General features: G+C 70.6%; 26 protein-coding genes and 1 pseudogene. 15 read left to right on the forward strand and 12 right to left on the reverse strand.

All coding sequences use genetic code 11. The annotated features are described in order from the left end of the window. Both AB0F56_RS23490 and AB0F56_RS23495 read right to left on the reverse strand, forming a co-directional pair. Positions 1-412, reverse strand: a pseudogene (locus tag AB0F56_RS23490) (hypothetical protein); the annotation flags it as partial. 675 nt (positions 413-1,087) lie between these two features. After that, positions 1,088-1,375: a winged helix-turn-helix domain-containing protein gene (locus AB0F56_RS23495; RefSeq protein WP_362012952.1), complete on the reverse strand. Its 288-nt coding sequence runs from the start codon at positions 1,373-1,375 to the stop codon at positions 1,088-1,090. Between the two features lie 150 nt (positions 1,376-1,525). Here AB0F56_RS23495 and AB0F56_RS23500 point away from each other — a divergent pair, with 150 nt between their 5' ends. Both AB0F56_RS23500 and AB0F56_RS23505 read left to right on the forward strand, forming a co-directional pair. Then, positions 1,526-1,843, forward strand: a complete 318-nt coding sequence (locus tag AB0F56_RS23500; RefSeq protein ID WP_362012954.1) for a hypothetical protein — start codon at positions 1,526-1,528, stop codon at positions 1,841-1,843. Beyond that, positions 1,840-2,178, forward strand: coding sequence for a hypothetical protein (locus AB0F56_RS23505; RefSeq protein ID WP_362012956.1), 339 nt, complete (start codon positions 1,840-1,842; stop codon positions 2,176-2,178). The genes AB0F56_RS23500 and AB0F56_RS23505 overlap by 4 nt, the downstream gene beginning before the upstream one ends. A gap of 37 nt (positions 2,179-2,215) precedes the next feature. Here AB0F56_RS23505 and AB0F56_RS23510 read toward each other — a convergent pair whose 3' ends face one another. Further along, positions 2,216-2,410 (reverse strand): hypothetical protein, encoded by a 195-nt coding sequence (locus tag AB0F56_RS23510; RefSeq protein ID WP_362012958.1) that lies wholly within the window; start codon positions 2,408-2,410, stop codon positions 2,216-2,218. 376 nt (positions 2,411-2,786) lie between these two features. On the opposite strand from AB0F56_RS23510, the gene AB0F56_RS23515 reads away from it, so the two are divergent. After that, the gene (locus AB0F56_RS23515; RefSeq protein WP_362012960.1) at positions 2,787-2,978 is read left to right on the forward strand and encodes a hypothetical protein; all 192 of its coding nucleotides are present in this window, start codon (positions 2,787-2,789) and stop codon (positions 2,976-2,978) included. 88 nt (positions 2,979-3,066) lie between these two features. Next, positions 3,067-4,008 (forward strand): DMT family transporter, encoded by a 942-nt coding sequence (locus AB0F56_RS23520; RefSeq protein ID WP_362012961.1) that lies wholly within the window; start codon positions 3,067-3,069, stop codon positions 4,006-4,008. Here AB0F56_RS23520 and AB0F56_RS23525 read toward each other — a convergent pair. Together AB0F56_RS23525 and AB0F56_RS23530 are read right to left on the reverse strand one after the other, a co-directional pair. Continuing rightward, positions 3,911-4,795, reverse strand: a complete 885-nt coding sequence (locus AB0F56_RS23525) for a LysR family transcriptional regulator (RefSeq protein ID WP_362012963.1) — start codon at positions 4,793-4,795, stop codon at positions 3,911-3,913. The two genes, AB0F56_RS23520 and AB0F56_RS23525, sit on opposite strands and share 98 nt — an antisense overlap. After that, on the reverse strand, positions 4,795-5,202 hold the full coding sequence (locus tag AB0F56_RS23530) for a PLD nuclease N-terminal domain-containing protein (protein WP_362012965.1): 408 nt from the start codon (positions 5,200-5,202) through the stop codon (positions 4,795-4,797). The genes AB0F56_RS23525 and AB0F56_RS23530 overlap by 1 nt, the downstream gene beginning before the upstream one ends. Positions 5,203-5,291: 89 nt before the next feature. Between AB0F56_RS23530 and AB0F56_RS23535 the strand changes: the two genes are divergently transcribed. Next, on the forward strand, positions 5,292-6,749 hold the full coding sequence (locus tag AB0F56_RS23535; RefSeq protein WP_362012967.1) for a menaquinone biosynthesis decarboxylase: 1,458 nt from the start codon (positions 5,292-5,294) through the stop codon (positions 6,747-6,749). Then, on the forward strand, positions 6,746-7,648 hold the full coding sequence (gene mqnP / locus AB0F56_RS23540; protein WP_362012968.1) for a menaquinone biosynthesis prenyltransferase MqnP: 903 nt from the start codon (positions 6,746-6,748) through the stop codon (positions 7,646-7,648). The genes AB0F56_RS23535 and mqnP overlap by 4 nt, the downstream gene beginning before the upstream one ends. A gap of 15 nt (positions 7,649-7,663) precedes the next feature. On the opposite strand, the gene AB0F56_RS23545 is transcribed toward mqnP, so the two are convergent. Both AB0F56_RS23545 and AB0F56_RS23550 read right to left on the reverse strand, forming a co-directional pair. Next, positions 7,664-8,770 (reverse strand): hypothetical protein, encoded by a 1,107-nt coding sequence (locus AB0F56_RS23545; protein WP_362012970.1) that lies wholly within the window; start codon positions 8,768-8,770, stop codon positions 7,664-7,666. 145 nt (positions 8,771-8,915) lie between these two features. Continuing rightward, positions 8,916-9,527, reverse strand: a complete 612-nt coding sequence (locus tag AB0F56_RS23550) for a rhomboid family intramembrane serine protease (protein ID WP_362012971.1) — start codon at positions 9,525-9,527, stop codon at positions 8,916-8,918. Positions 9,528-9,714: 187 nt separating this feature from the next. Between AB0F56_RS23550 and AB0F56_RS23555 the strand changes: the two genes are divergently transcribed. Both AB0F56_RS23555 and AB0F56_RS23560 read left to right on the forward strand, forming a co-directional pair. After that, positions 9,715-9,987, forward strand: coding sequence for a type II toxin-antitoxin system Phd/YefM family antitoxin (locus AB0F56_RS23555; RefSeq protein WP_362012973.1), 273 nt, complete (start codon positions 9,715-9,717; stop codon positions 9,985-9,987). Between the two features lie 149 nt (positions 9,988-10,136). Continuing rightward, complete coding sequence (locus tag AB0F56_RS23560) at positions 10,137-10,823, forward strand: UbiX family flavin prenyltransferase (protein ID WP_362012975.1); 687 nt, start codon at positions 10,137-10,139, stop codon at positions 10,821-10,823. Positions 10,824-10,831: 8 nt separating this feature from the next. Here the strand turns inward: AB0F56_RS23560 and AB0F56_RS23565 are convergent, their stop codons facing one another. Beyond that, positions 10,832-10,972, reverse strand: a complete 141-nt coding sequence (locus AB0F56_RS23565; protein WP_362012977.1) for a hypothetical protein — start codon at positions 10,970-10,972, stop codon at positions 10,832-10,834. A gap of 114 nt (positions 10,973-11,086) precedes the next feature. On the opposite strand from AB0F56_RS23565, the gene AB0F56_RS23570 reads away from it, so the two are divergent. The 7 genes from AB0F56_RS23570 (at position 11,087) to AB0F56_RS23600 (ending at position 18,125) form a co-directional block, all read left to right on the forward strand. Then, entirely contained in the window at positions 11,087-11,542 is a 456-nt protein-coding gene (locus AB0F56_RS23570) for an Lrp/AsnC family transcriptional regulator (RefSeq protein WP_318104107.1), read from the forward strand. Positions 11,543-11,592: 50 nt separating this feature from the next. Continuing rightward, positions 11,593-12,756 (forward strand): aminofutalosine synthase MqnE, encoded by a 1,164-nt coding sequence (gene mqnE, locus AB0F56_RS23575; protein ID WP_362012978.1) that lies wholly within the window; start codon positions 11,593-11,595, stop codon positions 12,754-12,756. A 13-nt stretch (positions 12,757-12,769) separates the two neighbouring features. Further along, entirely contained in the window at positions 12,770-13,294 is a 525-nt protein-coding gene (locus tag AB0F56_RS23580; protein ID WP_362012980.1) for a GNAT family N-acetyltransferase, read from the forward strand. 61 nt (positions 13,295-13,355) lie between these two features. Then, positions 13,356-13,646: a DUF4229 domain-containing protein gene (locus AB0F56_RS23585; protein WP_362012982.1), complete on the forward strand. Its 291-nt coding sequence runs from the start codon at positions 13,356-13,358 to the stop codon at positions 13,644-13,646. 413 nt (positions 13,647-14,059) lie between these two features. Beyond that, on the forward strand, positions 14,060-15,391 hold the full coding sequence (locus AB0F56_RS23590) for a dicarboxylate/amino acid:cation symporter (RefSeq protein WP_362012984.1): 1,332 nt from the start codon (positions 14,060-14,062) through the stop codon (positions 15,389-15,391). 140 nt (positions 15,392-15,531) lie between these two features. Continuing rightward, positions 15,532-16,209 carry a TetR/AcrR family transcriptional regulator gene (locus AB0F56_RS23595; RefSeq protein WP_362012986.1) on the forward strand — a complete coding sequence of 226 codons (678 nt, stop codon included), beginning with the start codon at positions 15,532-15,534 and terminating at the stop codon, positions 16,207-16,209. A 44-nt stretch (positions 16,210-16,253) separates the two neighbouring features. After that, the gene (locus AB0F56_RS23600) at positions 16,254-18,125 is read left to right on the forward strand and encodes an AMP-dependent synthetase/ligase (protein WP_362012987.1); all 1,872 of its coding nucleotides are present in this window, start codon (positions 16,254-16,256) and stop codon (positions 18,123-18,125) included. A gap of 33 nt (positions 18,126-18,158) precedes the next feature. On the opposite strand, the gene AB0F56_RS23605 is transcribed toward AB0F56_RS23600, so the two are convergent. From AB0F56_RS23605 to AB0F56_RS23620, 4 genes are all read right to left on the reverse strand, one after another. Further along, a complete protein-coding gene (locus tag AB0F56_RS23605) occupies positions 18,159-18,407 on the reverse strand; it encodes an SCO4226 family nickel-binding protein (protein WP_362012989.1) in 249 nt (82 codons plus the stop codon). A gap of 43 nt (positions 18,408-18,450) precedes the next feature. Then, positions 18,451-19,107 carry a pyridoxal 5'-phosphate synthase gene (locus AB0F56_RS23610; RefSeq protein WP_362012991.1) on the reverse strand — a complete coding sequence of 219 codons (657 nt, stop codon included), beginning with the start codon at positions 19,105-19,107 and terminating at the stop codon, positions 18,451-18,453. A 9-nt stretch (positions 19,108-19,116) separates the two neighbouring features. Further along, entirely contained in the window at positions 19,117-20,400 is a 1,284-nt protein-coding gene (locus AB0F56_RS23615) for an FAD-dependent monooxygenase (protein ID WP_362012992.1), read from the reverse strand. 173 nt (positions 20,401-20,573) lie between these two features. Then, positions 20,574-21,749, reverse strand: coding sequence for an acetyl-CoA acetyltransferase (locus AB0F56_RS23620; RefSeq protein WP_362012994.1), 1,176 nt, complete (start codon positions 21,747-21,749; stop codon positions 20,574-20,576). Between the last annotated feature and the right edge of the window lie 8 nt (positions 21,750-21,757).

The following is a 21,757-nucleotide window of genomic DNA, read 5'->3' on the forward strand; positions in this document are numbered from 1 at the left end:
TCCCGGTCCGTACGGGGTCGAAGGCGGCCCGGTCGTGCACCTGGACCTGCACCCCGCCGACCGTCTTCCCCTGGAACTTGGAGAACGTCGGGGCGGAGCGGAATCGGCGGAGCCGACGCGACCGCAGGGAGCGCCCTTGACGCACCCCCTCCGGCCGCCTGCTTTTACTCGGGGGGCGGCCGGGGGCGTGGCCACGGGGGAGGCCGGGGATCGCTGCGGTGGCGAGTCCGGCTTGCGGGCCGGTGGGGTGGGGGCCGGGTATCGCTCCGGCATGGGGGCGGCCTGCTGCTCGGTGGGGTGGGGGCCGGGTATCGCTCCGGTCGGGCGGATGCCTTGCCCCCGGTGGGTGGGGGCTTGGGGATTGGCTGGGCGGGGTGGGTCCCTCGCGTCTGGTGGGTGGGGGGCCGGGTATCGCTCGGGTCGCGCGGGTGTCTCGCCCCGGGTGGGTGGGGGCTCGGTTTGTGGCGGGGGTGGGGGAGTTGGTGGCGGTCGGCTCGGGGTGCGCGCCAGCACCTCAAGCGTGCACGTTTGCCCCCGAACTCGCCCCCGCGTAGCCGATATCCCCGGCAATTGCCGCCGTCCGTGTGCGGCTATGCGGAGTTCGCTGCACTTAGGTACCAAAAAGTGGCTCCCGCAGGGGATTGGGGACCCGCCGGGAGTAGTCAGCGGGGCATGAGGCCCAGCCGAGCCTCGGCCGGTGGCCGCTGAGCCGGGGCCGTCACCGCCCCATTCCACTGCCGCGCACCCAGAGCCGACCGGCACCAGCTTCCCCACCTCGGCTGCGAACCGAGCCCCCACCCACCGGGGGTGAGGGATCCGCCCGACCGGAGCGATGCCCGGCCCCCCATCCGCCGGGCCGCAGGCCGGTCTCGGGGCGGAGCGATGCCCGGTCTTCCCCGTGGCCACGCCCCGGGCCGCCCTCCGAGAGTGTTTTCGCGCCTGGAGGCGTCGGGTCAAGGGTGGCCGTAGGCCATCGCGGAGCGACGCGACCGGAGGGAGCGCCCTTGACGCGGCGGTGGAAGGTGCGACTCTCGGAGAGAGGGCGGCCCCACCAGAAGCTCGCGGCCGCGTTCGGCCCGAGAGCTTCTCAGGCCTCCGTTCCCTGACCCTCGTCCGTCGGGAGTGGGTCGGCGACGAACGTGCCCTTGCCGTGAACGGTCAGGATCAGGCCTCGCTCGCGCAGGACCCGGGCTGCGCGACGGACCGTGAGGTAGGCGACTCCGTACTCCTCCGCGAGGTCTCGCTCGGCCGGCAGTCGGGCGCCTGGACTCAACTCGCCGGCCGCTATACGAGCGGCGATGTGGTCGGCCACCGCGACGTACACCAGCTGCGGGCCCTGCGGGTCGAACTCGGGGATCTGGTTGCGGTCGGTCACCCGTCCAACGTAAGCATCGAAGACCTGTGCGAACCACTGGTGAGCTATACAGAGCTATACATGCCTCGTAGGCTCGTGTGACACGAAAACCCCGGCGAGGTGGCTAGACCTCCCGGGGCATGGCCACCAACTGCCACAGGAGTTGATGACGTGCGGAACCCTATCGCGCGCCTACTGATCTGGCTGCTCGTCCTGACCCTGCCGCCCACCGGCAGGCACCGCCCCCGCCCGGTCCTCCGCCCCCGCCCGGTTCCCCACCCCCGCCCCACACCCCCACCCTCCGCGCCGCGCCACCACACCCCCACCCTCCGCTCCCCCTACGCCCAGGAGCAGACGCTGCTCCTCGACGGCGCCCGCTCGCCCCTGGAGCGGCCCTACGTGCAGCGCAGGCGCCGTCAGGTGTTGTGGCTGGCCACGGTCGGGGTGGATGTCGACCGGCGGAACATCCACGCAGGGGGCGTCCGTTGAGCCGTTGCGGGGCGCGGCGGCCCGTGGTCGCCGTCGTGGAAGTGATGCGCGCGGTGTGCGCGGGCTCGGTCTGCGTCCTCGCGCCGGGGCACGACGGTCCGCACCGTGACCGTGCGGGGGACGCCTGGTGGGTCACCCCGGAGATCGCCGACGCCGTGAGCGTCTCCCTCCTGACCCGCGCCCTCGCAGGCGAGCCCGAGCCGGAGTTCCGGTCGCCCCGCTGCATCGTCGGCCGCCACGACGGCTGCCGGGACGGGGTGCACCGTGACAGCGGCGCGGAAGGAGTTCGCCATCTCGTCTGCGGGTGCTTCTGCCATCCGGCTCACGGCGCTTGATCGGCTCGGCTGTTCGACGACGCGGAAGCCACGCGCGTCAGTCGAACCGGCTGACGATCTCCCGGAGTTCGCGGGCGCTTCGAGGCGACAGGGCCCCGATCACGGTGTCGAGGAGTGCGCGGGCTTCGAGAGGGTCGCCGCAGCAGTACCCGTGCGCGTCGCCCCTCTCGTCGTCCTGCCACAACTCGCGCGCGGGACGGCGGGCGTAGTCCTTCCACAGGTGCAGAGCCAAGATGACGTCTCCTGGCTGGAGATAGTTGCGGGAGTCCTCGAGATGGAAGATCTCGGACACCGCACGCGCGGACAGCCCGTCGAGGGCCGGCCGGCCCTTTCGTGTCCGGTGGCGGGTGACCCCGGCCCAGGCGTCCCCTCGCCGCCTACGCGGCATGGACCTTTCGGTTCGTCGTCGTCATGCCGCGCATCGTGCCATGGCCTCGACCGTCGAATCGAGCGGATTACTTGCCGGCGGGCGGGCCACCGGCAGCGGTCGGACCAGTTGCCGCCGATCGGCTGAAGTCCCGGAACGTACCGGCCAGGTGTGCGGAGCACGCGCCGCGGGTGGTCTTGGCTTGCCGAGCAATCCGCCGTTCTACCGAGAGGTCTCCGCCATGCGTTCCCTGCTGACCGCCCTCGCCGCCGGTGCCCTTGTCCTCGGCACCGCCGGGGTCGCGAGCGCCGATGTGTATGTCAACTACGAGCCGGAGGACTCGCACACGATCGTGTTCGGCGACTGGCTCCAGTTCGCCGAGGACGACGTGTTCAACGCCGGTCACGACAACACCGTGGGCTCCGACAACTGAGCCCCATCGGCCGGGCCGATGGGCCCATCGAGAGGACGCCCCGCCGGCTCCTGGACCCGCCACCGGGGCCGTTCGTACCGTCGGGGGCATGAGAAACGAGAGTGGGACGCAGGCCCGGGGAACCGTCGAGTTGACCCTGGCCATGGTGCTCTCCGGCACCCTCGGCATCTTCGTCGTCGAGTCCGGGGCTTCGCCCTTCACCGTGGTGTTCTTCCGGTGCCTCTTCGGGGCCGTCGCCCTCGGGGTGTACAGCCTCCTGCGGGGGTACTTCCGCGGGCACGGGTTCACGGCGAAGAAGCTGGGGATGGCCGCCCTCGGTGGGGTGTTCATCGTCTTCAACTGGGTGTTCCTGTTCGAGGCGTACGAGGCGACCTCGATCTCCTTCGCCACCGTCGTCTACCACACCCAGCCGTTCTTCCTGGTGGTCCTCGGCGCCGTGCTCTTCCGGGAGCGGATCACCGCCGCCAAGTTCGGGTGGCTGGGGGTCGCCTTCGTCGGGCTCGTGCTCGTGTCCGGCATCCGGCCCGGGGACACGGCCTCCCTCAAGGGGCTCGGGCTCGCCCTCGCCGCCGCCGTGCTCTACGCGCTCTCCACCGTCGTCACCAAGCGCGTCAGCGGGGTACGGCCCCATCTCATCGCGCTCGTGCAGGTTCTTGTCGGGCTGCCGCTGTTGCTTCCCTTCGTTCGGTTCGGGGAGACCGCCGGCCTCGGCACGGGGTGGGCCTGGCTTGTCGGGCTCGGGTTCATCCACACCGGGGTCATGTACGTGTTGATGTACGCCGCCTACCAGAAGCTGCCCACCGCCAAGATCGCCGTGCTCGCCTTCACCTACCCCGCCGTCGCCATGCTCGCCGACTGGGCCGTGTACGGGCATCACATCGGGGTGGTGCAGGCCCTCGGGGTTCCGCTGATCGTGCTCGCGAGCCTCAAGGTCACGCTCGCTGCTCCGACACCAGTCGCCGCGCCTGCTCCACGAACAGCCGCACATGCGCCGGAAGCCGCTTCCCCCGCCTCCACGCGATCTGCGTGAAGAGCGTGAACGGGACCTTCCAGTCCAGCTCCACCAGCACCCCGGACGACAGCTCCTCCGCCACCGTGATCCTGGGGACCAGGGCGATGCCCAGGCCGCTCGCCACGCCCCGCTTCGTCGCCTCGATCGTGCCGAACTCCATGAACGGCGGCGCCCACTCGCTCAGCGCCGCCTCGAACAGGTCGCGGTACGGGCAGCCCGGCTCGGTACCGACCAGTTGCGCGGCCGCCAGGTCCGCCGCAGTCAGGGACGTACGGGCCGCGAGAGGGTGGCGGGGTGAGGCGACCAGGGCCAGGGGTTCCGGGGCCAGGATCTCGCTCTCCAGGCCCGCGTGCTGCGTGTCCGGCTCCATCAGGAAGCCGATGTCGTACGTCCCCTGGCGCAGCGCCTGCCGCGTCTCGTCGCCGAGCGTGGTCCGCAGCGACAGCTGGACCTTCGGGTAGCGGTGGTGGAAGAGCTCCAGCAGGGGTGGCAGACGGTAGGAGGTCAGGGACTCCATCGTGCCGATCGCGATCGTTCCCGCCGGTACGTCCGTCTCCGCGACCGCCGTCCGTGCCTCTTCCGTCAGCTCGATGATCCGGCGGGCGTACGGGACGAGGCGTTCACCCGCCTCCGTGAGGCGGATGCGGCTGCCGAGCCGCTCGAAGAGCTCCACGCCGAGCGAGGACTCCAGGGCGCGGATCTGGCTGGTCACGCTGGACTGGGCGTACCGCAGTTCCGTCGCGGCACGGGTGAAGGAGAGGACGGTCGCGACCTTCTCGAAGGTGACGAGGAGCCTCAGCTCCATCAGCCGTTGTCCTTGTCCTTGTCCCCGCTCTTGCCCTCGTCCTGTTCGCGGTTCTTCAGTTCCTCCTCGCGGCGGCGCAGGTCCGCCTCCCAGTCCTTGAGGAGGGACTCGTCCTTCTTGTTCTCCTCGCGGATGGACTTGAGGAACTCGGGGTTGTCGTCCGGCGCGACCCACTCGGTGCGGTGGTTGCGGTGCCACTCCGAGGGCGTACGGCCGCCGGCCGGGGCCTTGCGCATCTTGCCCGCGGCGAACCAGACGATCGGGCCGACGATCCAGAACAGCAGGATGATGATGACCCAGACGACCTTCGGCAGGTGCTTGGCCTCGTCCTCGGGGGTGTTGAGGCAGTCGATGAAGGCGTAGATCGTCAGCGCCAGCGGCAGGATGAACATCAGCGCCCTGAGCATGTGGGACAGCCCCCTGGAAACAGTGGCGGGGAACGTTTCGTCGGCCCCGGTGACAGGTCAAGCCTAGCCGGTGACCGATACTTGCCCCTATGGCTTACGACGATCTCCGCTCGCTGCTCAGGGCGCTGGAGCGCGAAGGCGACCTCAAGCGCATCAAGGCCGAAGTCGATCCGTACCTGGAGGTCGGGGAGATCGTCGACCGGGTGAACAAGGCGGGGGGTCCGGCGCTTCTCTTCGAGAACGTCAGGGGCTCCGCCATGCCGCTCGCGATGAATGTCTTCGGCACCGACCGGCGGCTGCTCAAGGCGCTGGGCCTGAAGTCGTACGAGGACATCTCCGACAAGATCGGCGGGCTGCTCAAGCCCGAGCTGCCGCAGGGCTTCGTCGGCGTACGGGAGGCCTTCGGCAAGCTGGGCTCGATGGTCCACGTGCCGCCGAAGAAGGTGAAGGCCGAGAACGCCCCCGTGCAGGAGGTGGTCCTCACCGGCGACGACGTCGACCTGGACATGCTGCCCGCGCTCTTCACCTGGCCCAAGGACGGCGGGTCCTTCTTCAACCTGGGGCTCACCCACACCAAGCACCCCGAGACGGGTGTCCGGAACCTCGGGCTCTACCGCCTCCAGCGGCACGACAAGCGCACCATCGGCATGCACTGGCAGATCCACAAGGACAGCCGGAACCACTACGCGGTGGCCGCCGCGAAGGGGGAGCGGCTGCCCGTCGCCATCGCCTTCGGCTGCCCGCCGGCCGTGACGTACGCGTCGACGGCTCCGCTGCCCGGTGACATCGACGAGTACCTGTTCGCGGGCTTCGTGCAGGGCAAGCGGATCGAGATGGTCGACTGCAAGACCGTGCCGCTGCAGGTGCCGGCGCAGGCCGAGGTCGTCATCGAGGGCTGGCTCGAGCCGGGCGAGATGCTCCCGGAGGGGCCGTTCGGCGACCACACCGGGTTCTACACCCCGCAGGAGCCGTTCCCCGCGCTGAAGATCGACTGCGTCACCATGCGGAAGCGTCCGCTGCTGCAGTCGATCGTGGTCGGTCGCCCGCCGACCGAGGACGGTCCGCTGGGCCGCGCGACGGAGCGGTTCTTCCTGCCGCTCCTGAAGATCATCGTGCCGGACATCGTGGACTACCACCTGCCCGAGTCGGGCGGCTTCCACAACTGCGCGATCGTCTCGATCGACAAGAAGTACCCGAAGCACGCGCAGAAGGTCATGCACGCCATCTGGGGCGCGCACATGATGTCGCTCACGAAGCTGATCATCGTGGTGGACAAGGACTGCGACGTCCACGACCTGCACGAGGTGTCCTGGCGGGCGCTCGGGAACACCGACTACTCCCGCGACCTGACCGTCGTCGAGGGTCCTGTGGACCACCTCGACCACTCCTCGTACCAGCAGTTCTGGGGCGGCAAGGCGGGCATCGACGCGACGAAGAAGCTCCCCGAGGAGGGCTACACCCGGGACGGCGGCTGGCCGGACATGGTGGAGTCGGACCCGGCGACGGCGGCCCTCGTGGACCGCCGCTGGAAGGAGTACGGCCTGTGACCACCGCGGCCGTACCCGGCGCCCGGCCGGGGCGTACGAAGGCGTTCCTGCGCCTGGTGATGATCGAGCACTCGGTGTTCGCGCTGCCCTTCGCGTACATCGCCTCGCTGACCGCGATGTTCCAGCTGGACAAGAACATCCACTGGGGCAAGCTGCTGCTCGTCACCGTCTGCATGGTGGGGCTGCGGACCTTCGCGATGGCCTGCAACCGGATCATCGACCGGGAGATCGACGCCCGTAACCCGCGGACGGCCGGCCGCGAGCTGGTGACCGGCGCGGTGTCGGTGCGGTCCGCGTGGACGGGGGCGGGGATCGCCGTCGTCGTCTTCCTCGGGGCTGCGGCGCTGCTCAACCCGCTCTGCCTGGCGCTCGCGCCGCTCGCCGTGGTGCCGATGGTGGTCTATCCGTACGGCAAGAGGTTCACGAACTTCCCGCACGCGATCCTCGGGCTCGCGCAGGCCATAGGGCCGATCGGGGCCTGGCTCGCCGTGACGGGCACCTGGTCCTGGGACGCGGTGATCCTCGGGCTCGCGGTCGGGATCTGGATCGGCGGCTTCGACCTGATCTTCGCCTGCCAGGACGTGCAGGCCGACCGCGCCGAGGGCGTGAAGTCGGTCCCGGCCCGCTTCGGCGTCCCGGCGGCGCTCTGGGCCGCGCGGGGCTCGGCGGTCGTCACGACGGGCCTGCTGGTCTGGTACGCGCTCGCCACCGACGCCGGAACGTTCTTCTGGGTCGGGCTCGTGATCGTGGTCGCCGCGTTCTGCTACGAGCACACGATCGTCAAGCCCCACGACCTGTCCCGCCTGAACCGTGCGTTCTTCACGACGAACGGGTTCATCGGCATCTCGCTGTTCCTGTGCGCGCTGATCGACCTGGTGATGCGGGGCCTGACGGTCTAGCGAGTCCGGAGTCTCCTAGTCGATCTCGAAGCGCGGGCGGGCCGGTGCGGCCGGCCGGGCCGGCGGCGCGGCCGCTGCCGCGTTCTCGGCCTCGGGCGCGTTCAACTCCCGGAGGCCGCCCGTCGGGTTCTGAACGGCCCAGAGGTCTACGCTGCCGTCCGAGTCCGAGTTGTAGTCCGAGTTCGACCCGACGTCCGCGCTGATGTTCTCGCCCTTGCGCGGAGCGCCCTTCTTGTCGTTGCGCCGCTTGATCGAGTCCTGCAGCGTGTTCGGGTTCTCGAGCAGCGGGAGACCGAGGCCGGGGGCGGACTCGCCCGTCGCGGCCTGGAAGACCGAGCGGGCGAAGGTGGTGCAGTTGAACGTGGCCAGGTTGTAGGAGTGGCCCTCGTTCGACCGGATGAACTCCCTCGCCTGGTTGTACTGCTCTTCCGTGAGCTCCGCGGTGAGCTTGGAGGTCGCGTTGCCCGGTTCGTCGTGGTTCCTCTTGACCACGCCCTTCACCGACTTGAAGGGCTTGTCGTGGGGGACCCGCTCGGCGGGGAAGAAGCCGTACGACTTCCACGTCCCCCTTCCGCCCTCCTCCTTGTAGAGGGCGACCCAGGCGTGACCGAGTGAGAGGTTCGCCCAGTAGTCGAGGTTGTGGGTGCGGCTGTTCTTCGCCGTCTGGATCTGGATCCGGTACCGCGGCTTGGGGGGCTCCTTCTTCTTGGCGGCGGCGCCGCCGGCCTGCTCGTCGGCCGGCGTGCTGTTGGCGATGGCGAGCGCGCCTGCCTGCCGGCCGGTCTCTTCGACGGTCTGCTCGCCGGCTTGCTCGCCGGTCTGCGCGGGGGCGGGCTGGCCGGTCTGCTCGACGGCGGGCGCGGCCGCCCGCTCGCCCGCCTGCTCGCCGCCTCCGTGCGCCCGCTGGATCGCGTGCTGGACCGGGTGCTGAGCCGGGTGCTGCCGGCCGAGCGCGCGGACGGCGGCCGCGTTCCCCGCGCTGCGCTGGATGGCCTGGAGGGCCGCGGGCGTGAAATGCCCCGGGTGCCCGGGGTGATGCGCGTGCTCCCGGTCCGCGGTCCGCTGCTCATGCCCGTGGCCCTGCGTGGCCTCGGTCGCTCCGCGGTCTCGATGGGTGAACATGGCCGCTCCGGAAGGGTCCGACGTCATGACGTGCGCCCCCACAGTCTTCTCGGGGGCCGGTCGACCGGCCCAGGCCCCCAAGGGCAGAGCCAGGGGCACCCCTGGGGGTACGCCGGCCCGGCCAGGCGGTCACCCGGTCACCCGGTCATCCCGTCAGGGCTGTCCTCGCGTCCTTCGCCTTGGGCCGGAAGAGGAACGCCGCGCCCGCGCCGGCCACCAGGCCGACGAGATGGGCCTGCCAGCTGACGGTCGTGTTCGCGGGGGAGATGCCGGCGAGGATCGCGCCGCCCCAGATCGCGGCGATCGTGACCCCCACGGCGATGCCGAGGAGCTTGCGCTCCACGAAGCCGCGGACCACGAGGTAGCCGAAGAGGCCGAAGACCAGGCCGGACGCGCCCGCGGTGATCGAGTTCGACGGGGAGATCAGCCAGACGCCGACGCCGTCGGCCAGGATGATCAGCCCGCAGACGGCGAGGAAGCGGCGGATGCCGCCGAGCGCCGCGACGAAGCCGAGGACGAGCAGCGGGATGCTGTTGGCGGCGACGTGCCCGAAGCCGAAGTGCAGGAACGGCGCGGCGAGGATCCCGCCGAGGCTCTCCGGATCACGGGCGACGATGCCGTACGCGTCGAGCGCGTGACCCGTCGCGTAGTCGATGCCTTCGAGGGCCCAGAGGGCGGTCACCCAGACGAGCATCAGCTTCGTGGCGGCCTTGGCCCGGTCCGTCGAACTCCACTCGTCGATCCGCGGATCAGTCATCGCAGCCCCCTGCGGTCAGTGCGCCTCCCCCCGGAAACGTCCGGGACACCCTACCCAGTTCCTCCGGGTGGGCCCCGGCCGGAGGAACTCGGGAGCCGGAGCCGGTCCGGCGCACCCCGAGGCCTGCATTCATCCGGAAAGAGCGAAGGAGAACCCGTACAGACCCGCAGGTTTGTACGGTTTCCGTATGGACACCTATCCGCTCGTGGAAGCCCGCAACCAGCTGGGCCAGTTGGTCGGCCGGGTTCGCCACGGCCATGAGCACATTCTGATCAGCGAGTACGGCAAGCCCGCGGCGGCACTCGTGCCCATAGAGGAACTCGCCGAACTCCAGCGCCTGCGTGACGAGGCGGACATCGCCGAGGCCGCGCGCCGCGAGGCGGATCCGGGCGGGGTGCCGCTCAGTCACGAGGAGTTCATGGCCCAGTTGGAGGCCGAGGATCGCGAGGCTCAGCGGTGACTCATGCCGTGGTGTGGGAGCACCTTGCAGTCGCGGACTGGCGCGTGCTCTACCGCCCGGACGACGTGACGATCACGGTGTACGTCGTCAAGGTCGGAAGGGCGGCCTGAGAGGGCGGGGCGCTCGCGCCGCCGGATAGGCTCGTCGGCGTGGAGCGGGTAGTAGAGGAACAGCAGCGTCGTCCCTGGGTGGTCGGGGTGTCCGGGGCGTCGGGGACGCCGTATGCCGCCGCCGTGCTGAGGGGGCTGCTCGCGGCGGGGGAGAGCGTCGACCTGGTCGTGTCGCGGGCGTCGCGGCTGACGCTGCTCGACGAGACCGGGATCGCCTTCCGGGACGCGCACTGGCGCGAGGACCTGGCGACCTGGCTGGCGCGGGGCGCCGACGGGAAGCCGGAGACGTTCGCACCCCGGATCGACGACGTGCGGTACTGGGCGGCCGGGGACCTGGCCGCCGGGCCGTCATCGGGGTCGTACCCGGTGAAGGGGATGCTGATCGTGCCCGCGTCCACCGCCTCGGTGGCGGGCGTGGCGCTGGGGCTTTCGAAGGACCTGCTGCAGCGGGCGGCGAGCGTGACGCTCAAGGAGCGGCGGCCGCTGGTGGTCGCGGTGCGGGAGACCCCGCTGAACGGGCAGACGCTGAAGCACCTGGTCGCGCTGGACGAGGCGGGCGCCGTGGTGCTGCCCGCCTCGCCGGCGTTCTACGCGGGGGCGACGCACATCCAGGATCTGGTGGACTTCGTCGCGGGGCGGGTGCTCGACGCGGCAGGGGTGCCGCACAAGCTGTACCGCCGTTGGGAGGGGGAGCTCGGTGGAGCAGCCTCCCCCCGGGGGGATTAGGGCCGTGATCAGCGCTTCTTCGCGGTGCGCTTCTTCTCGGCGCGCCGGGCGGCGCGGGACGGCTGGTGGGCACGCGAGCGGTCGGCCAGGTCCTGCAGCTCGCGCATACGGGCGTAGGCCATCTCGATCGTGTACACGGTGAACACCACTCCTGAATGATCGTCTTTGTTCAATTGAAAGATTCACAGGGTGTCGACCCCTGTGTACCTTAGATTCTATACCTAAACTCGCGGTATCGCTGGACAATGGAAGGTTTCATACCTATGGACGCCGTGGACAGGCAGCTCATCCAGGCTCTGCGCGAGAACGGCCGCGCTTCGTACGCCGAACTCGGCCGGCTCGTCGGGCTCTCCGGCCCCTCCGTCACCGACCGCATCAACCGTCTGGAGGCGGCCGGCGTCATCACCGGCTACCGCGCGACGGTCGACGCCGCCTCGCTCGGCCTCGGCGTGACCGCCCTCATCGGCATCTCCCTCTCCGACGCCGCCGACCACGAGGACGTGGCGCGCCGTCTGAAGGACCTCGCCGAGATCGAGGACTGCTGGTTCATCGCCGGCGACGACTCGTACATGCTCAAGGTGCGGGTGGACGACGTCGACGGGCTGGAGAAGACCATCCGCCGTCTCTCCGGCACCAAGGGCGTCTCCCGCACCCGTACGACGATCGTGCTCTCCACGAAGTGGGAGAACCGGGTCGGGGATCTGCCCGAAGAGGGCTGAGAGTACGGTGGGTGGAGCCTGAAATCGTCAGACATGGGAGGCGGCCCTAGATGGACGCGGGACTCAAGCGCGAGCTGGAGCAGAAGGTCCGTTCCGGAGAGCGGCTGAGCCGCGAGGACGGCATCGCTCTGTACGCGTCCGACGACCTCGCCTGGCTCGGCGGCCTGGCCCACGAGGTCCGGACCCGCAAGAACGGTGACGTCGTCCACTTCAACGTCAACCGCCACCTCAACATGACGAACGTGTGCACCGCGTCCTGCGCGTACTGCTCGTTCCAGCGCAAGCCGGGCGAGAAGGACGCGTACACGATGCGCATCGAGGAGGCCGTCCGCCTCGCCAAGGCGATGGAGAACGAGAACCTCACCGAGCTGCACATCGTCAACGGGCTCCACCCCAACCTGCCCTGGCGCTACTACCCGCGCTCGCTCTCCGAGCTGAAGAAGGCGCTCCCGAATGTCTCCCTCAAGGCCTTCACCGCCACCGAGATCCACCACTTCGAGACCATCTCGGGCATGTCGGCCTCCGACATCCTCGACGAGCTCATCGAGGCCGGCCTGGAGTCCCTCACCGGCGGCGGCGCGGAGATCTTCGACTGGGAGGTCCGCCAGCACATCGTGGACCACCGCACCCACTGGGAGGACTGGTCCCGGATCCACCGCCTCGCGCACGAGAAGGGGCTCAAGACCCCCTCGACCATGCTGTACGGGCACATCGAGGAGCCCCGGCACCGCGTCGACCACGTGCTGCGCCTGCGTGAGCTCCAGGACGAGACCGGCGGCTTCCAGGTCTTCATCCCGCTGCGCTACCAGCACGACTTCGTGGACATGCAGGACGGCAAGGTCCGCAACAAGCTCCAGGCGCGCACGACGATGGCGACCGGCGCGGAGGCCCTCAAGACCTTCGCCGTCTCCCGCCTCCTCTTCGACAACGTGCCGCACGTCAAGGTCTTCTGGGTCATGCACGGCGTCCAGACCGCCCAGCTCGCGCTCCAGCACGGCGCCGACGACATGGACGGCTCGGTCGTCGAGTACAAGATCACGCACGACGCCGACAACTACGGCACCCCGAACAAGCTGGGCCGCGAGGACCTGCTCGAACTGATCCGGGACGCCGGCTTCCGCCCGGTGGAGCGGAACACGCGGTACGAGATCATCCGCGAGTACCCGGGCCCGGACGCGGACCGCCGCGAGTCGCCGCAGGCGATGCGGGTCTGAGGTACCGGCACCGATGTCCCTGAGGTTCGAACTCGACCCCTCGATCACCCCTGAGGTACGGGACGGGGTCCTGCGCCTGTGGACGGACGTCTCCAACGCGGGCGGAGCCGTCGGCTTCGTCCCGCCGGTCACCGTGGACGACGTCCGGTCCGAGCTGGTCAAGCACCTCGCCGCCATGGCCGAGGGCCGGATGCGCCTCCTCGTCGGGTACGAGGAGGACGGCACCGTCGCCGCCACCACCTTCGTCGCGTACAACACGCACCGGCTGATGCGGCACTGGGTCTGGCTCTACACGGTCATGGTCCACCCCTCCCACCAGGGCAAGGGGTACGGCCGCGACCTCATGGCGGCCGTCGAGGACGAGGTGCGCGGCTTCGACGGGATCGACGCGATCCGGCTCACCTGCCGGGGCGGCACGGGCGTCGACCGCTTCTACGCCTCCTGCGGCTACAAGGAGGTCGGGAGGGTGCCCGGCGCGATCCGGGTGGCCGAGGGCGACGACCGGGACGACATCTTCATGCTGCTCCCGCTGAATTGATCCATTTCGACCCGTGCTTCACTGATGGGGCGAACTGACACAGACAGAGAAAGGGGCCGTCGTGGCCGCGAACGGGACGGGCGCTGCGACCCTCCGCTACACCCTCATGCGCCTCGGCATCTTCGCCGGGTGCTTCTTCGCGCTCTGGGGGCTCGTCTACGTGGGCGTGCTGCCGCGCGGCCTCGGCGACTCCAACCTGCTCTGGGTGCTGCTTCTCTCCATCGTGATCTCCGCGCCGCTCAGCTACGTCCTGCTGCGGGGCCAGCGGGACGCGATGTCCGAGCAGATCGTGGCCAAGGTGGACCGGGCGAAGGACCGCCTGGCGGAGAACCGGTCGCGCGAGGACGCGTAGCCGCGGCCGCGAGGACGCGTAGCCGCGGTGCGGGCGCGTCAGGCCGGGTAGGACCTGTGTAAGGCCTGGGTAAGTTTCATCACAGTACAAACACCCCGGTCGGAGCTTCGAAGGCTCTTGACCGGGGTGTTCTGCGTTTCGGAGGCCAGGGTGGGCTCCGGGAGCCTCAAAGAATGGCTTTGAGGTTCTCAAAGTTCAAGTGTTAACGTACCTGCCATGACGACAGCAGTGCGCCCCCTCGATGCCGTGAGCATTCCGCTCGTGGCGCGCCTGCATGTCGATCTGTGCCGCTGTATGTCCGCGGTCTGTTGCCGCGAGCTCTGACCCCGGCATCATGCAGCGGTACCGCTTGAACGCGTGTGTACCGCACCCCGTCCCCGTATTTCCCCGATACGCACCGCTGGAGTGTGTCTGTGTCCGCGTCCGCGTCCACGCCCGAGACGAAGTCCCCGACTTCCTCCCGCATACCCAAGATCCCCTTCTGGGCCCAGATCGTCGCCGGTCTCGTGCTCGGCGTCCTGCTCGGCTGGCTCGCCCGCAGCCAGGACATCAGCTGGCTGAAGGACACCCTCGGCCAGGTCGGCGACATCTTCGTCCAGCTCCTGAAGCTGGCCGTCGCCCCGCTCGTCTTCTTCGCGATCCTGGTGTCGATCACCAACCTGCGGAAGGTCAACAACGCGGCCCGGCTGGCCGCGCAGACCCTCGTCTGGTTCATGATCACCTCGCTCATCGCGGTCGCCATCGGCCTCGCGCTCGGCCTGCTCACCAACCCGGGCGCCGGCACCGGCCTCACCCCGCAGGACGGCAAGCTGCCGAAGCGCGAGGGCACCTGGATCGACTTCCTGACCGGGATCATCCCGACGGACGTCATCACCCCGTTCACCGAGCTGAACGTCCTGCAGATCGTCTTCATGGCCGCCGTCGCCGGCGTCGCCGCCCTCAAGCTCGGCGACCGCGCCAAGCCGATCCTGTCCCTCTCCGAGTCGGTCCTGGAGCTCCTCCAGAAGGCCCTGTGGTGGGTCATCCGCCTCGCCCCCATCGGCACCGTCGGCCTCATCGGCTTCGCCATCGCCGACTACGGCTGGGAGCTGATCGGCAAGTACGCGACCTTCACCGCCGACGTCTACATCGGCTGCGCCCTGGTCCTCTTCGGCGTCTACCCGCTGCTGCTCGCGACGGTCGCCAAGGTCAACCCGATCCAGTTCTTCAAGGGCGCCTGGCCGGCCATCCAGCTGGCCTTCGTCTCCCGCTCCTCGGTCGGCACGATGCCGGTCACCCAGAAGGTCACCGAGCGCCTCGGCGTCCCGAAGGAGTACGCCTCCTTCGCCGTCCCGTTCGGCGCGACCACGAAGATGGACGGCTGCGCCGCGATCTACCCGGCGCTCGCCGCGATCTTCATCGCGCAGATCTTCGACGTCCAGCTGGGCATCCAGGACTACCTCCTGATCGCCTTCGTCTCGGTCGTCGGCTCGGCCGCCACGGCCGGTCTGACGGGCGCCACGGTCATGCTGACCCTGACCCTCTCCACCCTGGGGCTCCCCCTGGAGGGCGTCGGCCTCCTGATGGCGATCGACCCGATCCTGGACATGATGCGTACGGCCACGAACGTCGCCGGCCAGGCGCTGGTCCCGGTCGTCGTCGCCGCCCGCGAGAAGATCCTCGACCTGGACGCGTACAACTCCGCCTCGTCCTCCCCGGTCGACGAGCGCGAGAGCACCCGCGAGACGGTGGCCGTCGCCGCCTGACCCGCACCCGCACGCCCGTGATGCCCATGTCCCCGCGGGGGCATGGGCATCACGCGTTCCCGCGGTCCGTGGCGGTGGACATAGGCTCTCCCCCGAGTCGGCGGGCAGGGCGGGCACGGGCGGGAAGGGCGGCGGTCGTGATGGGTGGGGTGAAGGGGAAGCGGATGCCTCGGGAGGTCCGGGAGCGGCAGATGATGGATGCCGCCGTGCGGACCTTCGGACGGCTGGGGTACCAGGCCGCCTCGATGGACGAGATCGCCGAACTCGCCGGGGTCTCCAAGCCGTTGGTCTATCTGTACCTGAACTCCAAGGAAGAGCTCTTCACCGCCTGCATCCGGCGCGAGGCGCAGGCGCTGGTCGCCGCCGTCGTGGGCGGGGTCGACCGGGCGGAGCCGGCCGAGGAGCAGTTGTGGGCGGGGCTGCTCGCCTTCTTCACGCACACCGCCGAACACCCCGACGGGTGGGCGGTGCTGAGCCGGCAGGCGCGGACGCACGGGGAGCCGTTCGCCGGTGAGGCGGGGCGGATGCGGGACGAGATCGTCGCGTACGTGGGGACGCTGATCGGGGCCGCCGCCCAGGAGACCCACCGCGCGACGAACCGCGACCCGGAGCTGGCCGAGCGGGACGTCGCGGGGCTCGCCCAGGCGCTCGTCGGGGCCGCCGAATCGCTGGCCGGCTGGGCCAACGAGACGCCGGGGATGACGGCCTGGGAGGCGGCGGCGACGCTGATGAACTTCGCGTGGGCCGGGCTCGGCAATCTGATGCGGAGTGAGCGCTGGTCCCCTCGGGGATTGTCCTCACCCTCTCATCTCTCCTAGATTTACCCGGAGTTACCAAGGGCCGAAGGGCCGAGGAGCCGCACGTGTCCGTCCCCGAGCCCCATCCTCGGATCACCCTCGTCGCCGGCGCCGTACGGGAGGCCTCCGTACCGCCGCTCGTTCCTCCGGTCCGCCACGGGTCGCTCGCCGATGTTCCGTACGACAACGCGTCCGCCGAGCCCGACGCCGTCGTCTTCGGGCGCAAGCGCGCCGACGGCGGTTGGGACGACGTCACCGCCGCCGCCTTCGCCGCCGAAGTCCACGCCGTCGCCAAGGGGTTGATCGCCGCGGGGCTGCAACCCGGCGACCGGCTCGCGCTGATGGCCCGTACGACCTACGAGTGGACGCTGCTCGACTTCGCCGCCTGGGCCGCCGGCCTGGTCACCGTCCCCGTCTACCCGACCTCCTCCGCGTTCCAGACCCGCTGGATCCTCCAGGACTCCGGCGCCGTCGCCTGTGTCGTCGAGGACCCCGCGCAGGGCCGGCTCGTCTCCACCGAGCGCCGCGGACTGCCCGGGCTCGCGCACCTCTGGGTCCTCGACGCCGGTGCCGTCGACCAGCTCAGGCGGGCCGGGGCGGACGTGCCCGACGAGGCCGTGACCGCCCGGCGCGCGCTCCTCGGCCCCGAGACGCTCGCCACCCTCGTCTACACCTCGGGCACCACCGGCCGCCCCAAGGGCTGCGCCCTGACCCACGGCAACTTCTTCGCCGAGGTCGACAACGCCATCGCCTTCCTGCACCCGGTGTTCCGCGAGATCCTCAAGGAGGCGCCCGCGACCCTGCTCTTCCTGCCCCTCGCGCACGTCTTCGGGCGGATGGTCGCCATCGGCTGCGTACGGGCCAGGGTGCGGCTCGGGCACGCGCCGTCCATCGAGAACGGCGACCTGCTCGCCGACCTGGCCGGCTTCCGGCCGACGTTCCTGCTGGCCATCCCGTACGTCCTGGAGAAGGTCTACAACTCCGCCCGGGCGACCGCCGAACGGTCCGGCCGGGCCTCCTCCTTCGACCGCGCCGCGCGCGTCGCCCAGCGGTACGGCCACGAGGACGCGCCCTCGCTCGGGCTGCGGGCGGCCCGCGCACTGTACGACCCGCTGGTCTACCGGCGGATCAGGGACGCCCTCGGCGGCCGCGTACGGCACGTGATCTGCGGCGGCTCCCCGCTGGGCACCCGGCTCTCGGAGTTCTACTCGGGCGCCGGCATCGACGTCTACGAGGGGTACGGCCTCACGGAGACCTGCGCGGCCTCCACCGTCACCCCGCCCCGGCGGCCCCGCACCGGGACGGTGGGCCGGCCGCTGCCCGGGACGGCGGTACGGATCGCGGACGACGGCGAGATCTGGCTCAAGGGCGGCCACATCTTCGCCGGCTATTGGGACGCCCAGCGCGGGGTGGCCGTGCCCTTCACCGACGAGGGCTGGTTCCCCACCGGCGACCTGGGCGCGCTCGACGAGGACGGCTATCTGCGGATCACCGGCCGGAAGAAGGACATCCTCATCACCTCGGCGGGCAAGAACGTCACCCCCGCCCCGCTGGAGGACTGGCTCCGCGCCCACCCGCTGATCGGCCAGTGCCTGGTCCTCGGCGACAACCGCCCGTACATCACCGCGCTGCTCACCCTGGACCAGGAAGGGCTCGTGCACTGGCGGCGGATGCGGAAGAAGGACCACCTCCCGCTCCGGCAGCTCGCCGACGACGAGGAACTCCTCGGTGTGCTCCAGCGCGCCGTCGACGACGCCAACCGGCTGGTCTCCCGGGCCGAGTCCATCCGCGCGTTCCGCGTCCTCACCACCGAGTGGTCCGAGGCGAGCGGCCACCTGACGCCCTCGCTGAAGCTGCGGCGCGCGGCGGTGCTGCGCGACTTCGCCGACGAGGTCGAGGGGATGTACGGGGGCGAGGACGCGGCCGTCACCCCCTGAGGGCCGTCACGCCCTGAGGGACCCTGAGGGTCGTCACACCATGAGGCTCACTTCGTGGATCTCGTCGGCCGCGTGGCCCGTACGGGCGTGAATGCGCTGGACGGCGTCGGCCGAGGGCCCGTGGGACAGGCAGTAGACCGTGCCGGAATCCGGGTCCGCCCACGCCTTCTCGAAGTGGACGCCCTCGTCCTTCTCGATCGCCAGGTCCGCCGCGTGCGCTTCCTTCAGCTCGTCGGCGGTGATCCCGACCATGTTCCGGTGGACATCCATGTACGTACCCATGGTTCTCCCACCTCCTCTTCTCATGGTGCGCCCCGGCCCCCGGTCACGGCCAGAGCAGCTCCCGTACCCAGCCGCCCGTCGCCTCCCTGCGGTACCGGAGCCGTACGTGCCGCCGCCGCTCGTCGCCCTGGAAGAACTCGACCTCGGCCGGCTCCAGGACGTACAGCGTCCAGCTCTCGGCGTGCGCCCCCGGCTCCGCCTCCGCCCGCTCCCAGGCCGCCCGGGACACGCGGGCCAGCGTGTCCAGGTCGTCGAGGACCTCGCTCTGCCGCCCGACGAGCGCGGAGGCCAGGGCCCCGGTGGTGCGGGCGTGCAGATCGGCGTACGCCTCGTCGCGCGGCGAGGTCGAGACCCGGCCGCGGACCCGGACCTGGCGGCCCTGGACCGGCCAGTAGAAGCCGAGCGCGGCCTCGGGGCGGGCGGCGAGCTGGCGCCCCTTGGCACTGGTGGCGTGCGAGGCGAAGTGCCAGCCCCGCGCGTCGGCCCCGTGCAGCATCACGGTCCGCACATCGGGCCGCCCACCCTCGTCCACGGTCGCCAGCGACATGGTGTGCGGCTCCACCTGCCCCGCCTCGGCCGCGGCCACGAACCACTCGTGGAAGAGCGGCAACGGCTCGACGGGCGCGGTCTCGGGCGCGAAGACCGGCAGGGTGGTGTCCCAGACCTTGAGGGAGCGGAGGGTGCGGTCGAAGTCGGTCATGGGGGAACCCTAGGCCGGAGCGGACGCGTGTCTGCGCGCGCCGTGTCGCTCCGGCCGGGCACCGTGCTCGTGCCCGTACTCCTTCAGCGGGATCGCGTTCGCCGCGCGCTGGATGTCGTCGCGGATCTTCTTCGCGATCAGGTTCTTCCAGGGGGTGCGGGGGAGGGTGCGGACCATGGCCATGCGGAGGGCGATCTTCCAGCGGGAGGAGACCGTCATCTCCTTCGCGAAGCGGGCCGCGAAGCGCTGGTTCAGTTCGACGCCCGGGCGCATCACGCGCTCGTACGCGGCGAAGGCCGTGCGGTGGTCGCCGTGGGCGGCCGCGAGTTCGCCCGCGAGGACGTACGCGCCGATGAGGGCGAGGCCGGTGCCCTGGCCGGCGGCGGGGGAGACGCAGTGGGCGGCGTCGCCGACGAGGACGACGCGGCCGGTCGACCAGCGGTCCATCTCGACGAGGGAGATCGTGTCGAAGTAGAAGTCCTCGGCTTCCGCCGCGTCGGCGATCAGGCGCGGGATCTCCCAGTCGTCGCCCGCGAAGGCCTCGGCGAGCAGCCGCTTCTGCGCCGCCGTGTCCCGGCGGTCGTAGGAGAGCTCCTCGGGCGCGGAGAAGACGAAGAGGTTCTTCGCCGTGTGCGCCTGCTCGCCCGCCGTGCTGTAGACGGAGATCAGCTTCTTCGGGCGGGCGTGGTACGTCTCCCAGCGGGTGAGGCCCAGGCGGTTGGGGGCGGAGAAGATCGAGATGTACGCGCCCAGGTAGCGGGTGAAGCGCCGCTCGTCGCCGAAGGCGAGGCGCCGGGTGTTCGAGTGCATGCCGTCCGCGCCGACCACCAGGTCGAAGCGGCGGCGCCGCCCGCTCTCGAAGGCGACGTCCACGCCGTGGCCGTCGTCGTGGAGGGCCTCGATGGAGTCGCCGAAGACGTACTCGACGTCGTCGCGGGTCCGCTCGTACAGGATGCGGGCGAGGTCGCCGCGCATGATCTCGTCGTCCCCCTCGGTCCGCCCGCCGAAGATCTCGGCAGGCAGCACGCCGATCGTGCGACCCTGCGCGTCGACGTACGAACCGCCGTCCATGTCCGTGGAGTTGGCCCGTACCTCGTCCAGGATCCCCAGGCGGCGGCAGACCTCGATGGCGGTGCCCCGGATGTCGACCTTGTAGCCGCCGGTGCGGAGTTCGGGGGCGCGCTCGACGACGGTGGGGGTGAAGCCGTGGCGGTGGAGGAGGAGGGCGAGAGCGGGGCCGGCGATCGAGGCGCCGGAGATGAGGACCGTCTTGCTCGAGGGTGCGTGCGTCATGGCAGGACTCCTGGTCGCGGTCGTGGGTGCGGAGCCGCGTCGGCCCTGCACCCATGACTATACGGATGTCCTACACGCTTGTCTATGACGGATGTATAGATCTGGCGGCCGGCTTCCTGGCGGCCGGCTTCCTGGCGTCCGGCTCCTCGGCGTCTGGCTCCCTGGCTCCCGTCTCAGCCTCGGCCCAGCACCACCGTCCCCGACGAGCAGAACCAGCCCCCCGTCCCCGACGCCACCGCCAGCTCCGGGAGGCTGCCGTCCGGGCGTCGGACCTGGAGGCCCGGGGCCTCGCCGCGGAGCTGGCGGACCGCCTCCACCAGGAGGAACAGGCCCCGCATCCCCGGGTGGCAGGCCGAGAGGCCGCCGCCGTCCGTGTTCACCGGCAGGTGGTCCTTCGCCTCGACGAACGCGCCGCCCTCGCCCTTCGCGCAGAAGCCCAGGTCCTCGAGGGTCACCAGCGTCATGTACGTGAAGGCGTCGTAGACCTCCGCGAGGTCGATGTCCGCCGGAGTGACCCCCGCCCGCTCGAACGCGAGCCGGCCGCTGACCGCCGCCGGGGAGACCGTGAAGTCCTCCCACTCCGACATCGTGGTGTGCGAGACGTGCTCGCCCGTGCCGAGGACCCAGACGGGCGCCTTCGCCGTGTCCGGTACGTACTCCTCCGCCGCGAGCAGCGCCGCGCAGCCGCCGTCGCTGCGGATGCAGCAGTGCAGCTTGGTGAACGGGTCCGCGATCATCGGGCCGCCGAGCACCTCGTCGACCGTGATCGGCTCGCGGAACATCGCCTCCGGGTTGAGCGCCGCGTTCGCCCGCGCCTGGACGGCGACCTCGGCGAGCTGCTCCAGGGTCGTCCCGTACTCGTGGATATGGCGACGGGCGGCCATCGCGTACTTGGAGATCAGGGTGTGTCCGTAGGGGACCTCGAACTGCATCGGGCCGCGCGCACCGAAGGAGAGGTTCGAGGTGCGGCGGCGGGCCTTGATGTCGGCGCGGGCGGTCGAGCCGTAGACGAGCAGGACGGCGTTGGCGTGGCCCGCGGCGATGGCGTCGGCCGCGTGCGCGGCCATGACCTCCCAGGTGGCGCCGCCGACGGCGGTCGAGTCCACCCAGCGGGGCCGCAGGCCCAGGTACTCGGCGACCTCGACCGGGGCGAGGGTGCCGAGCCCCGCCGAGGCGAGGCCGTCGATCACCGAGCGGTCGAGACCGCTGTCCGCGAGGGCGCGGCGGGCGGCCTGGGCGTGCAGAGTGTAGGGAGTGGCCTCGTCGACCCGGCCGCAGTCGGAGAGGGATATGCCGACGACGGCGACGCGTCGCCCGGCGCGGTCGCGGTTCCGTGAAGTGGTGGGCATGAATCTGA

The organism is Streptomyces sp. NPDC026092 (genome assembly GCF_040638605.1).
Classification (GTDB): domain Bacteria; phylum Actinomycetota; class Actinomycetes; order Streptomycetales; family Streptomycetaceae; genus Streptomyces.